This window comes from Herbaspirillum sp. BH-1 (assembly GCF_002870055.1).
Taxonomy (GTDB): domain Bacteria; phylum Pseudomonadota; class Gammaproteobacteria; order Burkholderiales; family Burkholderiaceae_D; genus Herbaspirillum; species Herbaspirillum frisingense.
Window position 1 is genome coordinate 374,682 of record NZ_PKOI01000002.1, and the last position, 15,013, is coordinate 389,694.

A 15,013-nucleotide genomic window follows, 5' to 3' on the forward strand; every position below is an offset into this window, starting at 1 on the left:
GCCCGCCGTGCGCTTTGCACCGGCGGCTGCAGTGGCGGGCGGAATGGCCGCGATACCGTGCAGGCGCAGATGCTTGCGGGCTCCCAGCGATCGCCCGCATGGAATATGCGCAACCTAGCCCAGGTTCGACGATGTCAGGTTCCTTTCATTTCCTGCTGCTGGCCTTTGCCTTGCTGGTCGCCAGTCTTTCTGCCTATGCCGCGCTGGAGGTTTCCGAGCGCATCGTGCTGCAGGAGGCGCAGCACCGGCGGCTGTGGCTGTCGGTCGGGGCTGCCGTGTTCGGCGTGGGCGTCTGGGGCGCCATGCTGCTCACGGTGGCGTCGCTGCAGATCAGCATCGCGATCAACTTCGATGCCAGGCTGGTGGTGCTGTCCTTGCTGCTGTGCATGGGTAGCGCCTTCTATCTGATGCACCTGACGGGGCTGCGGCGTCCGCACCCGACCCGCCTGGTCATCGGCGGTCTCGCCATCGGTGCGGCTTTCAATGCGGCCTTCCATATCGCGCTCAAGGCCATGACGCTGCAGCCGCCGCTGCTGTACCACACGATCCTGCTGGTCGTTGCGCTGGTCGTGACCGAGGTGGTGGCGGTCTTCATCGTGACCCTGTTTTCGGCCAGCAATGGTCGCAAGCCCATGACCGGTTCGCTCAATTCGCAGCAGACGCGGCGGGTACTGGCTGCACTGCTGGTCGGGGCCGGACTGGTGTCCTCGGCTGCGGCCGGGCTGCGCGCAGTGATGATCGGCCCGCAGGCACAGAGCCAGATGCTGGAGGGTATTACCCGCGAGCACTTGGTCAATGGCCTGGTGTTCCTGGCCTTCCTGGCCATGGCCATGGCCTTGGTGGTCAGCGGCGTGCAGCGCAATCAGGTCCTGAAGAAGATCGTCGGCCGTACCAATGACAAGCTGCTGCACTTCGCCACCCACGACGTGTTGACCGGGCTGCCCAATCGCGCCCTGCTGGCCGATCGCATCCAGCACGCGGTGGAGGTGGCGCGGCGCAATGGCCGGCCCTTTGCGGTGCTGTTCATGGACCTGGATGGTTTCAAGGCCATCAATGATTCACTCGGCCATGCGGTGGGCGATGGCCTGTTGGTGGCGGTGGCCCAGCGTATTCGCGCCTGCATCCGCGGCGAGGACATGGTGGCGCGCATCGGTGGTGACGAGTTCGTGGTGGTGATGAGCAATCTGGCCTCGCCGGAGGTGGTGGAGCAGCTGTCGGAAAACATCCTGGCCGCGCTGCGCCTGGATTTCCAGATCGAGGATGCGACCCTGCGCGTGACATCCAGCATCGGCATCGCGGTCTATCCCAATAGCGGCGAATCGGCCGATGCCCTGATGAAGAATGCCGATGCCGCCATGTACGAGGCCAAGCAGAGCGGGCGCAATACCTATCGCTTCTTCGAACCGGCCATGCATGCCAGCGCGATGCGTCACCTGCAGGTGCGCCAGGCCTTGCAGCAGGCCATCGAACAGCAGCAGTTCCGCCTGCACTTCCAGCCCAAGTATCGCGGTGCCAGCAAGGAGTTGACCGGGCTGGAGGCTTTGCTGCGCTGGAACCACCCGGAGCTGGGCGAGATGGCGCCCGCGGAATTCATCCCCATCGCCGAGCGCTCGGGCCAGATCATCGCCATCGGCGACTGGGTGCTGCAGGCGGTGTGTTGCCAGATCGCGCGCTGGGACGGGGCGGGCATGAAGCCGGTCAAGGTGGCACTGAACCTGTCGCCGCTGCAGATGCGCGCCGATCTGGTGGAGCGCATCATCGCCATGGTCGGCGCGGCCGGCATCGCACCGCAGCGGCTGATGTTCGAGATCACCGAGACCGCCGCCATGAAGGATGTGGAACGCACCACACAAGTGGTGCGCGAGCTGCAATCGCTGGGCTTTGACATCGCCATCGATGACTTCGGCACCGGTTATTCCAGCCTGGCCTACCTGGCGCAGTTCCACTGCCGCCAGGTCAAGATCGATCGCTTCTTTACCTCGCGCCTGGACCTGGAAGATCACTCCGGGCGCGCCATCGTCGCTGCCATCATCGCGCTGGCACATGCACTGCAGATGGAGGTGGTGGCCGAAGGGGTGGAGACGGAAGGGCAATTGCGCGAGCTGCAGTTGCTGCATTGCGACCAGGTACAGGGCTTCCTGCTGGGACGGCCGGCGGAGGCTCCCACGGTGCCAGGGCTGGTCAACGCCAGCAACGACGATCTGTTTGCCGGCGGCGCGTTCAGATCCTGAGTTCGCCCCTGGCAGCGCGTCGCTGGATCACGCGCAGGTAGGCCAGCAGGCCCACCGCCACGAGACCCAGGCTGAGGCTGTTGGCAGCCCAGAAGCCGGCCGGTCCGCGCAGCGCGGCCGGGGTCCAGCCCAGCGGGTCGAGACCCAGCAGGTAGCCTCCGCCCAGGCCTACGCCCCACAAGGTCAGCGCATAGATCACGGTGGGGACCACGGCGACCTTGTAGGCGCGCAGTACGAAGGCGGTGGTTACCTGCATCGCATCGAAGAACTGGTAGAAAGCGATGTAGAGGAACAGCGGCAGCGCCGCGCCGATGATCACCGGATCGGGCGTGTAGGCGTGGATGATGTGCTCACGCAGGAACCAGACGACCATCCCGATCACCACCGACAGCGAGACCGCCAGGCGGATGCCGGCGCGTCCGATTTTCTTCGCCTCCTGCATGTTGTTGCCGCCAATGGCCTGGGCCACCAGGGTACTGGTGGCGCTGGCGATGGACAGCGGCAGCATGTAGAGCACGGTCCCGACGTTGCCCACGATCTGGTGGCCGGCCACCGGCACGGCGCCCAGGCGCGCGATGAAGACCGCCATCAGCGTGAAGGCGGTGACTTCGATGAAGTAGGACATGCCGATCGGAACACCCAGGCGCAGCAGCTTGCCCTGGGCCTTCCAGGAGGGGGCGACGAAGCCGCTGCCGAACAGCTTGAGTGGCCGATAGTAGGGCAGTCGCGCCACCAGCAACCAGGCGGCGATCATCATCAGCCAGGCGATCAGGGTAGTGGCGATGGCGCAGCCGGGGCCGCCGAAGGCGGGCAGGCCCAGGCCGCCGAAGATCAGCAGGGCGTTTAGCGGCAGCTTGAGCAACAGGCCGCAGAGCTGGATGGCCATGACCATCTTGGGTCGCGCCAGCGCAGTGTTGAGCGCCGAATAGACGCGGAAGAACAGCGTCGCCGGCAGTGCCAGCGCCTCGATGCGCAGGTACAGGGTGGCCTTTTCCACCAGTTCCGGCGAGGCCTTGGCGAAGGCCAGGAATACCGGCGAGAACATCAGCACCAGCGACCCCACGATGGATAGCAGTACCGCCAGCCACATGCCCTGCTTGACCTCGTTGCCGATCTCGCCCAGCCGGCCGGCGCCGAACAGTTGGCCGATGGTCGGTTGCAGGGCCTGCAGCACGCCCGACAGACCCACGAACACGCTCACATAGATCGATACCCCCAGTGCCAGCGCACCCAGATCCAGCGCCGAGAAGCGCGACACCATCACGGTATCGATCACGCCATTGGCGATCAGGGCCAGTTGGCCGACCAGCAGTGGCCAGGCCAGCCGCGCGATGCGGCCGAAGTGGTGGCGGGAGGAGAGGGCGGGCAGTTCGGTGGTCACGCGGGGGCTAGGGGCAGATGTGCAAGGTGTGCAGTCTCAGCAATATCAGCGATATCAGCAGTACCAGGCCGGTCTTCAGCGACCGGCGCGACGATAGAGACGGAAGCGTTCATCGCGGTCCGACGGCCGGCGACCTTCCCACACCATGCGCCAGGACCCGGGGTACTGGCGCAGCATGAGCGAGGCATCCTGATTGCTGATGTCATCCTGCAGCAGCAGGTAATCACAGCTCTGGTCACGTTCGTCGGCGAAGCGCACGTTGCCGAAGTAGGCGAAGGAGGCGCGCTGCGCCGGGCCGACATTGGTCTGCACGCATTGCTTGACCGAGCCCAGCCTGGATTCGATCTGCTCGGCCACGCCCGCATAGCTCTTGCCATAGTTGACCCAGGGCAGCCACAGCGTCATCAGCAGCACCCAGCACAGGATTACCCCGCCCGAAGACAGCACGACGGCACGCCACAGTACCGAGGGGCGGCGCGAGATGCGCCAGTGCACCACCACGATCCAGGCGATGGTGGCGGCGATGGCGATGGCCAGCGAGATCCAGGCGAAGCCGGGTTTGAAGCCAGGTGCCAGCTTGTAGGCATTGCGCGCGATCTGCGCCGGCCAGCCGGTTTCCTTGGCGATCCAGCCGATCCAGATGAAGGCGGCCGAGGTGGTCAGCGTCATTACCGAGAACCAGTCCACCGCATTGATGGCGCCACGCTTCATGGTCGGCAGGCCGAAGGCGGCCAGGATGGCCAGCGCTGGCAGCAGCGGCAGCAACATGCCTTCTTCGTGATGCACGTTCATCAGCACCAGCAGCGTGATCGGGATCAGGAAGGCCAGCGGCAGCGCGATGTGCAGCGAACCCGGCTGGCGGCGCCAGGCATACAGCGCCCAGCCGGCGAAGGGCCAGGCCGGCCAGGCGAACCAGACACCGTACTTGCCCAGGAAGGCGAGGGTGGCCAGGGTGGGGCGATTCAACTGGTAGATGTTCCAGCTCATCCAGAGATCGAACTGGCCGGCAGCGTCGTCGCCGATGAGCCGGCGCAGCGCCAATACCCAGGCAGCGCTGATGAGCAGGGCCAGCGGCAGCGATACCAGTGCCGCCAGGCGCAGTGCGCGGCCATCCTTGCGGACCAGCGCCAGCACCAGCAGCGCGACAAGCACGCCGGCCGGCAGCAGCCAGCCATAGGTCAGCACCAGCATGCCCAGCGCCAGGCCCAGCCAGAAGGCGTGGCGCAGCTTGCCGGCATCGAACACGCGGGCCGCGCCGTACATGGCGTAGGCCACCAGCGCGATCTGCAGGGTCTTGGGGCTGGTTTCGTGGCTATGCAACAGCAGGCCGAGGAAACCCAGATAGATCAGGAAGGCGCCATCGGCCAGCGTGCGGCCGAAGTCCTTGGGTTCGGGCTGGCCACCGAAGGCCAGTTTCAGCGGTTGTGCCTCGGGCCGACGGCCCAGCAGGTAGGTGGTGTACCAGATCGAGAGCGAACCGACCAGGAAGCAGCCGATGGTGGAAATGCGCGCCGCCAGCGGGTCCCCGAGCAGCCAGCCGAACAGCTTGATGCAGATCGCCCCGAACCAGTAGGCCAGCGGACTTTCCGCCGGTAGCGGCAGGCCGGCCACATTGGGCGTGAGCCAGTCGGCCAGCACCCCGTGCGCCATGGTCCACATGATGCCGAAGCTGGTGGCATCCTCGTTCTTCCAGGGGTCGCGGCCGATCAGGCCGGGCAGGATATACAGGAGGGCGAGCGCAAGCAGTGCCATGCGCGGAAGCGCATGGGTGGCTGCTGCTGGAAGACGGACGGGCTTCATCAAGATGTTGTTGCTCTTGTTCTGTACTGCGATATTGGGGTGGGGCACAGGCCTTGGCTGTGCGCTCGCCGCTGCATGGGGCGGCGGATATTTTTTGCAGGCCCTATTGTGCAGGAAATCACAGTAAATAGTTGTTTCTGACTGCTACATCCTGGTGCATGCGGTGTTGCTCTGTTGCTGTGGTGCTGTGGCGTGGAACCCGCCCATTGCATCGTGCCGGCACCACGACCATGCAAAACAAAAAAGGCAGCCGGAGCTGCCTTTTTTGAGGGAAGTACTGATTACGCCTTCGAGACAGCAGTCTTCGAACCGACGGAACCGAACTTCTGGCGGAACTTCTCGACGCGGCCAGCGGTGTCGACGATCTTGTGCTTGCCGGTGTAGAACGGGTGCGATTCAGCCGAAACTTCGATCTTCACCAGGGGATATTGCTTGCCTTCGAACTCAGCGGTTTCGCGGGTGCCGATGGTGGAGCGGGTGATGAACTTGAAGTCGTTCGACACGTCGTGGAACAGGACTTCGCGGTAATCCGGGTGGATGCCTTCTTTCATGATTGCCTCAAGAGTAGTTTGGTAGCCAATCGCCACTTCGTCGGTCGCCCTGCTTCTTGACCCGATTGATGATCACTTGCCGGTTTGGAAAAGTCCGAAATTATACAATCAAATCAGGAGCTTGGGTCAAGGTGCACAGTGCCCTGGCCGGTCCGGACGTGGTTTTTCGGGTTCATGGACGCGGATCGTATTGCGATTGTATTGCTCCTGACGCAATGAAAAACGGCATGTCTGCAAGCAGGCATGCCGTTTCGCCGGTGGATGACCGGACGATGCAGTGATGCGTTTAGTTGCCGCGACGCATCATGTCGAAGAACTCGGCGTTGTTCTTGGTGGACTTCATCTTGTCGAGGATGAATTCCATCGCCTCGATTTCGTCCATGTCGTACATCAGCTTGCGCAGCACCCAGATCTTCTGCAGCTGGTCGGGCTTGATCAGCAGCTCTTCACGGCGGGTGCCGGACTTGGAGAGGTTGATGGCCGGGTACACGCGCTTCTCGGCCAGGCGACGCTCCAGGTGGACTTCCATGTTGCCGGTACCCTTGAATTCTTCAAAGATCACGTCATCCATGCGCGAGCCGGTTTCGATCAGGGCGGTAGCGATGATGGTCAGCGAGCCGCCTTCTTCCACATTGCGCGCCGCGCCGAAGAAACGCTTCGGGCGCTGCAGGGCGTTGGCGTCCACACCACCGGTGAGCACCTTGCCGGAGGCCGGGATGACGGTGTTGTAGGCGCGTGCCAGGCGGGTGATCGAGTCCAGCAGGATGACCACGTCCTTCTTCATTTCGACCAGGCGCTTGGCCTTTTCCAGCACCATTTCGGCGACCTGCACGTGACGCGTGGCCGGTTCGTCGAAGGTGGAGGCGACCACTTCGCCGCGCACCGAGCGCTGCATTTCGGTCACTTCTTCCGGGCGTTCGTCGATCAGCAGCACGATCATCACGGTGTCCGGATGATTGGTGGTGATGGCGTGGGCGATGTGTTGCAGCATCACCGACTTGCCCGACTTGGGCGAGGCCACCAGCAGGCCGCGCTGGCCGCGACCGACCGGGGCGATCAGGTCGATGATGCGGCCGGTGATGTTTTCCTCGCCGCGCATCTCGCGCTCAAGCTGCAGCAGCTTGTTGGGGTGCAGCGGGGTGAGGTTTTCAAACAGGATGCGGTGTTTGGAGGCTTCCGGCGGTTCGCCGTTGACCTTGTCGACCTTGACCAGGGCGAAATAGCGCTCGCCGTCCTTGGGCGTGCGCACTTCACCTTCGATGGAGTCGCCGGTGTGCAGGTTGAAACGGCGGATCTGCGAAGGCGAGATATAGATGTCGTCGGTGGACGCCATGTAGCTGGCGTCGGGCGAGCGTAGGAAGCCGAAGCCGTCAGGCAGCACTTCCAGGGCGCCATCGCCAAAAATCTGTTCTCCTGATTTTGCGCGCTTCTTCAGGATGGCAAACATCAACTCCTGTTTGCGCAGGCGCGCAGCGTTCTCGATGTCCAGGCTGATTGCCATTTCCAGCAAGGCAGAGACGTGCATCGCTTTTAGTTCTGATAAGTGCATATGAGTGTCCCGGGACGGGATAAGTAAAGGTGGGGGAGGGAATTGCGTGGTGTGAGTCTGGGGTCAAGCCCGGCCTGTTGTGCCGGACAGACGGCAGCGCGAGCGCGCCGCCGTCGGATATTACATCAGATGTTGCTGTCGATGAACGAAACCAGCTGGCCCTTGGCCAGTGCGCCGACCTTCTGGGCTGCGGCTGCACCGTTCTTGAACAGGATCAGGGTCGGGATGCCGCGGATGCCGAACTTGGCCGGGATGGCCTGGTTGGAATCCACATCCAGCTTGGCGATCTGCAGCTTGCCGTCGTATTCCTTGGCGACTTCTTCCAGGATCGGGGCGATGGCCTTGCAGGGACCGCACCATTCGGCCCAGAAATCAACCAGCACGGGCTTGTCGGACTTCAGCACGTCAGCTTCGAAGGAGGCGTCGGTAATATGTTTGATATGTTCGCTCATGGCATTTCCTCGGTATGAGGGAGGTCTAGTAAGTAGTCAATTAGCGCCGGTGGACACATACCATCATGCCTGGCGTGAGCCATCAACGCTTCCGGAGTTGCTTGGTCTACGTGGAGTCGTTGCGCGCCGATTCAAGTTGTATTTGAAGCGCGGCAGGGGTAAGCGGCGGGGTACAGGAACAATCATAACCCATTTTGAGGGAATGTGTAGACGCAGCGGCCCGGGCTTGTTGTGTCTCGTCCTCAGACCGGCTGCAGGCTGGCCGACGAGTGCCGACGCGGCTTTGCAGGCGATCTGGCGGCAAAAAATGCGCAAGCGCCAGGACCTGCTGGCATACAATGCGCAGCAGTCCGGGGCGCGCCGCGATTGAAAATATCTCTTGCTTCGAGAGAAAAATACAATCGCCGCCAGCCCTGGAAGGGGCCTCGTGCGCGCCCGATGTGGCCTGACCTGGCACCCTGGTTTCCTCAATCGTCCTGATTCAATCCCGAGAACGCATGCTGTCAGCCACCGTCCCGATCGCTCCCACTCCCGACTTCTGGCAACAGGCCGTGCGTCTGTTGCTGCGCGAAGGCCAGCCACTGGGCCAGGCCTTGCGTATCGAGACGCGGGCCGCCGCAGCACTGGATTTCTCGGGCGTGCAGCTGATGGTGCCGGCCTTCTCCCACGCGCAGAACTTCAAGGCGGCGCTGGCGCGCGAACTGCGCCGGCCCTTTATCGCCCCGCGTATCAATACCCTCTCGGGTTTGCTGGCCATGCAGGTCCCGGGCGAGAGCGCACCGCCGTCCGAGAGCGAACGCCTGATGCAGCTCTACGCCCAGCTGCGCGAGCACGGCTGGTTGAAGAAGATGTTTTCCGCGCGCCGCAATGCCGATCTCCTGCCCTTGGCCCATACCCTGCTGGCGTTGTCGGACGAGCTGACGCTGGCGCTCTTGCCCGAGATCCGTGCCAGCGCCGAGGGCGAGCAGGCCGCTGTCGGCCGCTGGGCGCAGGCCCTGGCCCAACTGCTGGAACCGCTGGCGCCGTCGGCGCATGGCATGTTGTCCGACGAGGCCGCGCTGGTGTGGCAGGTCTGGAAGACCCAGCTGGATGCCAACGACCGCATCGTGCAGCGCTTCGACGCCATGCTGGCCTTGGCCGAACGCGCCAGCCTGCCGCTGGTGTGGGTCAGCCCCACTGCCCCGGAACCGCTGGACGCAGCCTTCCTGGCCACCTATGCCAGGCATCAGCCGGTACGCATCGTCACCCTCGACTGGAGCCGCCAGGCCATCGCGCCATTGCATCCGGTCTATCTGGCGGCATGGGAAGAACTGGTGGCCGGGGATGAAGGCGTAGCGCCGGCCTTCCTCGAACCGGCCTCCCTGCCGGACCCTGCTCCGGTCAAGACTCCCGCGCTGTCGCTCCCGCTGCTCTGTCCGGCGCCGGACCTGGAGAGTGCCGCCGTGCAGAGCGCACAGATCGTGCTGCGCTGGCTGGAGCAGGGCAAGGGTGAGATCGCCATCGTCGCCCAGGACCGGGTCACCGCACGCCGTCTGCGGGCCCTGCTGGAACGCGCCGAAGTGGCCGTGGCCGACGAGACCGGCTGGAAGCTGTCCACCACCCGCGCCGCCGCCGCCCTGGCCGCCTGGAACGATCTGGTGTCGGCCCGTGGCGAGACCAATGCCCTGCTGGATCTGCTGAAGTCACCCTTCGTCTTTCCCGATGACCCGAGCCGCGCCGATCGTGTCATGCGCATCGAAGCCCGCCTGCGTCGTGCCAATATCGCCGGTGACTGGCAAGCCCTGCAATCGGCCTTCGCACAGGCGGAGGATGGCGCCGACCTCGCCTGCATCACCTTGCTGGCCCGCCAGGCCGCCCGCTTCGGCGGTCGCAAGACCCTGGCGCAATGGTGTGACACCCAGCGCGCCCTGTGTCAGGCCCTGGGCATGGAGAACGCATTGCGCGACGATGGCGCGGGCGAACAATGCCTCCTGATGCTGGACGACATCGCCGCCGGGCAAGGTGGCCTGGAAGACAGTTTCTCCTTTGCCGAGTGGCGTGCACTGCTGAACCTGCGCCTCGATGCCACTTCCTACATGCCGCCCATCAAGGATCGGCGGGTGGTGATGCTGCCGCTCAATGGCGCCCGCCTGCGTCGCTTCGACGGGGTACTGGTGATCGGTGCCGATGCCGCGCACCTGCCATCGCCACCGCAGGAAACGCTGTTCTTTTCCAATGCCGTGCGGCGCGAACTGAACCTGGTCACGCGCGCCGAACGCCAGCGCCAGCAACTGCGCGACCTGACCGAACTGCTGTGCGTGAACCCCGAGGTGGTGCTGTGCTGGCAGACCCATCAGGATGGCGAACCCAACCCGGTCAGCCCCTGGATACAGCGCCTGGAACTGAAGCTGGCGCAGCAGGGCATGGCGCCGTTGCGCAATGTGCATTGGCAGGCGCCGCTGCGCAAGCTGCAGGCGCAGCGTTCATCCATGCCGGCACCGAGCGCGCCGGAGCTGTTGCCGTCCAGCCTGTCGGCCAGCGGCTTCGGCAGTTTCCTGGCCTGCCCCTACCAGTTCTTCGCGGCGCGCATGTTGCGCGTGGCCGTGATGGACGAGCTCTCCGACCTGCCCGAAAAGCGCGACTACGGCAGCTGGCTGCATGAAATCCTGCATCGCTACCACGCCCACCTGCGTGAGCAGGCCACGCCGCTGGCGGAACGTCCCGCTCTGCTGGCCGGCATCTCGGAAGAGGTGTTCCAGCGCGAGATGCAGCGTCACCCTGCGGCGCTGGCCTTCCACGCCCGCTGGCAGAAGGTGATGCCGGCCTACCTGCTCTGGGCCAATGAACGCGAGGCCGATGGCTGGCAGTTCGTCTTCGGTGAGCAGTCGCAGTCGCAAGCGCTGTCCTGGCAGGATGGCGGCATCGAACTGTATGGTCGCCTGGACCGGGTGGATCAGAATGCGCAGGGCGAGCGCGCCCTGCTGGACTACAAGACCCGCAGCGTCGCCAGCCTCAGGCAGAAGGTCAAGGAAGAGGATGATCATCAACTGGCCTTCTATGGCCTGCTGGCCGGCGGCGCAATAGAACACGCCCATTACGTGGCCCTCGAACTGGGCAGCGACAAGAAGACCGGCGACGCCGCCGCCCCCGATTTCCTCCGCAAGCAAGACATGCTCAAGCAACAGATCACCACCACCCTGCATCAGGTGGCGCAGGGTGCGCCGCTACCGGCCAATGGCATCGAATCGGTATGCCAGTACTGCGATATGCGCGGCCTCTGCCGCAAGGGAGCCTGGCTGTGAGCGCCGGTGAGATGAAGAAACCCGCTCCGGCGGCCTACGAGATCGATGGCACTGCCGTCGAGGCCGCCCAGTTCACCCGCGCCGCCTGCGACCCGCGCCACTCGGTGGTGGTGGAAGCTTGCGCCGGCAGCGGCAAGACCTGGCTGCTGGTGGCGCGCATGTTGCGGCTGTTGCTCGCGGGCGCCCAGGCGCCTGAGCTGCTGGCCATCACCTTCACCCGCAAGGCCGCGCAGGAAATGCGCGAACGCCTGATGGAGCTTTTGCATGAACTGGCGCTGGCCGATGAGACCGGGGCCGCTGCACTGTTGCGCGAGCGCGGCGTGGCCGAGGCCGATCTGCCGCGGTTGCTGCCGGTGGCGCGCGGCCTGTATGAGCGCATCCTGTCGTCCGAACAGAGCCTGTCCATCGATACCTTCCATAGCTGGTTTGCACGCCTGCTGCAGATCGCGCCGCTGGCCTCGGGCGTGCCGCATGGCTATACCCTGACCGAGAAGAATGGCGAGCTGCTGGACGAGGCCTATCGCCGCTTCATGCAGAAGCTGCGCAACCCCGAGGGTGAGCGCATCAAGGCTGCCTTGCTGGAACTGTATGAACTGGCTGGCGATTTCAATGCCCGCCAGTTGCTGGACGCCTTCATCGACAAGCGTGCCGAATGGTGGGCCGCGACCCAGCACGACGGCGACGACAGTGAAGAGATCGATGCGCCGACCCCGCTGCTGTGGCTGCAAGCCCTGTGCGGCCAGGATGCGCAGCGCGACGCGCGACTGTCGTTGTGGGACGACGCTGCCCTGGTGGAACGCGCCAGTCGCATCGCCATCCTGCTGGGGCAGGGCGGTACCGCCAACAAGACCCGCGCCGTGGCCATCGAATCGGCGTTGACTGCCGGCCCGGCGCTGGCGCACTTCGACGCGCTGTACAACCAGTTCTTCGATGACAAGGACAAGCCGCGCAAGAACGGCAAGGTGAAATCCCTGCTGGCGGCAGTGGTGCAGCATTTCCAGGTGGGCGAGGATGCCGCGCTGGAAGCCTTCGACAGCGAATTCAATGCCGTCGGCGCCGAGTTGCGCAAGCTGCAGGGACGCAGCAAGGAAAAACAGGTGCTGCAGCTCAACCGCGCCCTCTTCATCGCCGGCCGCGCCTATCTCGACAGCTATCAGGAAGTGAAATCGGAACAGCGCGTGCTGGACTTCGCCGACCTCGAATGGCAGGCCTATCGCCTGCTCAACGACGAGGCCAGCGCCGCCTATCTGCAGACCCGGCTGGATGCCCGCTACAAGCACATCCTGCTGGACGAATTCCAGGACACCAATCCGCTGCAATGGAGCATCGTGCGTTCCTGGCTGCGTGCCTATGGCGGCGACGCGGCGCAACCGAGCGTGTTCGTGGTGGGGGACCCCAAGCAATCGATCTATCGCTTCCGGCGCGCCGAGCCCCGGGTGTTCGTGGCGGCGCGTGACCTGTTGCGCGCGCAGGGCGCGGCGGTGCTGCGCGCCAACCAGACGCGGCGCAATGCCAGCGCCGTGGTCGAGGTGCTCAATCGCTCATTCGTGCGCGGCGGCAATCCGCTGTTCGCGCAGCAGACCACGCTGGGCCTGGAGGGAGGCGAGGTGTGGCGCCTGCCGCTGGTGCGGCAGGAGGAAGGTGCAGAAAACGTCAACGACGAGGACGCCGACGCCAGTGACCCGGCGCCCGTGATCGCCTGGCGCAATCCACTGACCACGGCACGCGGCGAGGAAGACGATGCCCGTCGCCTGCTGGAGGGGCAGGCGCTGGCGCAGGCGCTGCTCAAGGCCAGCCGCGAGGTGCCGGTGGTGGGCGGCAAGTCGACCCGGCCCATGCGCTGGAGCGACATCATGCTGCTGGTGCGCAAGCGCAGCCACCTGGCGGCCTATGAAAGTGCCTTGCGCGCAGCCGGCATCCCCTTCATCTCGGACAAGCGCGGAGGTCTGCTGGAATCGCTGGAGATCGCCGACCTGATCGCGCTGCTGACCTTCCTCATCACCCCCAACGATACGCGGGCGCTGGCGCACGTCCTCAAGAGTCCCATCATCGGCGCGGCCGACGACGATCTGGTACAGATCGCCCGCCGTGCCGCACAGGCCGATGGCGACCACTGGTGGCAGCACATGCTGGCCATGCAGCAGGAAGGTGTGGCCTCGGCCGCGCTGGTGCGCGCAGCGGGCATGTTGCAACGCTGGTTGCAGGCGGCACCGCACCTGCCGGTGCATGATCTGCTGGACATGATCCTGCACCAGGGCGACCTGGTCGCGCGCTATGCCCAGTACGCCTCGCCGCTGACGCGCAGCCAGACCCTGGGCAATATCGCCGCCTTCGTGGAGCTGTCGTTGAACATGGATGCCGGACGTTATCCCAGCCTGCCCAAGTTCATCGACGCGCTGCGCGTGTTGCAGCGCAGTGCCGGTGGTGATGCGCCCGACGAGGCCAGCGTGGATGCCAGCGCCGATGCCGTGCGCATCCTCACCGTACACAGCGCCAAGGGGCTGGAGGCGCCCGTGGTGGCGATCCTGGATGCCAATCACAGCGAATCGGTGGAAGACAACCTGGGCATCATCTGCGAATGGCCGCAGGATCAGGATGCGCCGACGCATTTCTCCGCCTTCGGCCGACGCAGTGAACGTGGCGCGGCCCGCCAGCGCCTGTTCGACGAAGAGGATGCCCTGCGTCAGCAGGAAGACTGGAACCTGCTCTACGTCGCCGTCACCCGCGCCAAGCAATTGCTGCTGGTGTCAGGCGTGGCCGGCACCCGTGGCGCAGGGGAGGGCGGTGTGGTGGCCGGTAGCTGGTACGAGCGCCTCTTCGCCAGCGATGCCCCGGTACGCGAGATCAGCGAGGAGGCGGTGCAGGGCGCGCAGGCGGCAGCGCTGGAAGAGCGCTTCGAGCTGTCGCTGTTCGAGCCGCGGCCGGTCCCGTTGTCGCTGTTCGGTGCGGGCACTGGCTCTGGCACTGGCGAGGCCGAAACGCCGACCTTCGTTGCCGAAGACGGCACCCTGGTCGCCAGCGAAGCCATCGACGAAGGCGTGGCCCTGCACGCGTTGCTGGAACGCCTGACCCATGCCCAGGCCTGGCCGCTGGCGCTGCCCGCGCCCCCGGTGCTGGTGCGCTGGTTGGGTGTGTCGGCGGAGATGGCGCAGGTGGTGCATGCGCAGGCGCGCCAGATGCTGGCGCAGCCGCAACTGGAACGCTTCTTCAATCCGGCCCTGCACCGCTGGGCGCGCAACGAGATGGAGATCGTTTCCACCAGCGGTGTGATGCGCCTGGACCGGGTCGTGATGTTCGAGGATGAAGTCTGGGTGCTCGACTACAAGCGGCGCCTGCTCGATAGCGAACGCGCCGATTACGCCGCACAGCTGGCGCGCTATCGCAGCGCGCTCGTGTCGGTCTTTTCTGACATGCGAATCAGGTCTGCGCTGATTACCGCAGATGGCACGCTGGTGGAACATTGAGGCTCCCCCAACTACCGTCATCCACTCCATGCGCTTCGGATAAGTTCCAGAAATTCAATAAACATCAAATCAGGAAGTTTAAATTTTCCGTTGTAAGATAAAAAAGATCATCGCAGAGGGCAAGAGTGATATCTTCGGTGCTCCGTGATTGTTGGCAACGTGGTTTTGTTAGTAAATCCTCGTTGAGCAATCCGGGTCCGATCGCATCGGGTAGTCATGCATCGCCAGGCCGATCCGGCTATCCACGCTCGCACGCTTGCACGCTCATGCGATCTACGCATGGTCCCCGTCTGGTCCCCGCACC

8 protein-coding genes are annotated in these 15,013 nt (G+C 64.6%); 3 read left to right on the forward strand and 5 right to left on the reverse strand.

Features of this window, described 5'->3' with window-relative positions; genetic code table 11:
- Positions 1-131: 131 nt before the first annotated feature.
- Entirely contained in the window at positions 132-2,231 is a 2,100-nt protein-coding gene (locus tag HBH1_RS04840; RefSeq protein WP_102661790.1) for a putative bifunctional diguanylate cyclase/phosphodiesterase, read from the forward strand.
- On the opposite strand, the gene HBH1_RS04845 is transcribed toward HBH1_RS04840, so the two are convergent.
- From HBH1_RS04845 to trxA, 5 genes are all read right to left on the reverse strand, one after another.
- Positions 2,221-3,612 carry an MATE family efflux transporter gene (locus HBH1_RS04845; protein WP_102661791.1) on the reverse strand — a complete coding sequence of 464 codons (1,392 nt, stop codon included), beginning with the start codon at positions 3,610-3,612 and terminating at the stop codon, positions 2,221-2,223. The genes HBH1_RS04840 and HBH1_RS04845 overlap by 11 nt on opposite strands.
- A gap of 75 nt (positions 3,613-3,687) precedes the next feature.
- Entirely contained in the window at positions 3,688-5,412 is a 1,725-nt protein-coding gene (locus HBH1_RS04850) for an ArnT family glycosyltransferase (protein WP_102661825.1), read from the reverse strand.
- Between the two features lie 281 nt (positions 5,413-5,693).
- On the reverse strand, positions 5,694-5,963 hold the full coding sequence (locus HBH1_RS04855) for a type B 50S ribosomal protein L31 (RefSeq protein ID WP_006462941.1): 270 nt from the start codon (positions 5,961-5,963) through the stop codon (positions 5,694-5,696).
- Positions 5,964-6,249: 286 nt separating this feature from the next.
- Positions 6,250-7,512, reverse strand: a complete 1,263-nt coding sequence (rho, locus tag HBH1_RS04860; RefSeq protein ID WP_006462942.1) for a transcription termination factor Rho — start codon at positions 7,510-7,512, stop codon at positions 6,250-6,252.
- A gap of 125 nt (positions 7,513-7,637) precedes the next feature.
- Positions 7,638-7,964: a thioredoxin TrxA gene (trxA, locus tag HBH1_RS04865; protein ID WP_006462943.1), complete on the reverse strand. Its 327-nt coding sequence runs from the start codon at positions 7,962-7,964 to the stop codon at positions 7,638-7,640.
- A 497-nt stretch (positions 7,965-8,461) separates the two neighbouring features.
- Between trxA and HBH1_RS04870 the strand changes: the two genes are divergently transcribed.
- Together HBH1_RS04870 and HBH1_RS04875 are read left to right on the forward strand one after the other, a co-directional pair.
- Positions 8,462-11,245: a PD-(D/E)XK nuclease family protein gene (locus HBH1_RS04870; protein WP_102661792.1), complete on the forward strand. Its 2,784-nt coding sequence runs from the start codon at positions 8,462-8,464 to the stop codon at positions 11,243-11,245.
- An 11-nt stretch (positions 11,246-11,256) separates the two neighbouring features.
- On the forward strand, positions 11,257-14,709 hold the full coding sequence (locus tag HBH1_RS04875) for a UvrD-helicase domain-containing protein (protein WP_199181524.1): 3,453 nt from the start codon (positions 11,257-11,259) through the stop codon (positions 14,707-14,709).
- The last annotated feature ends 304 nt before the right edge of the window (positions 14,710-15,013 follow it).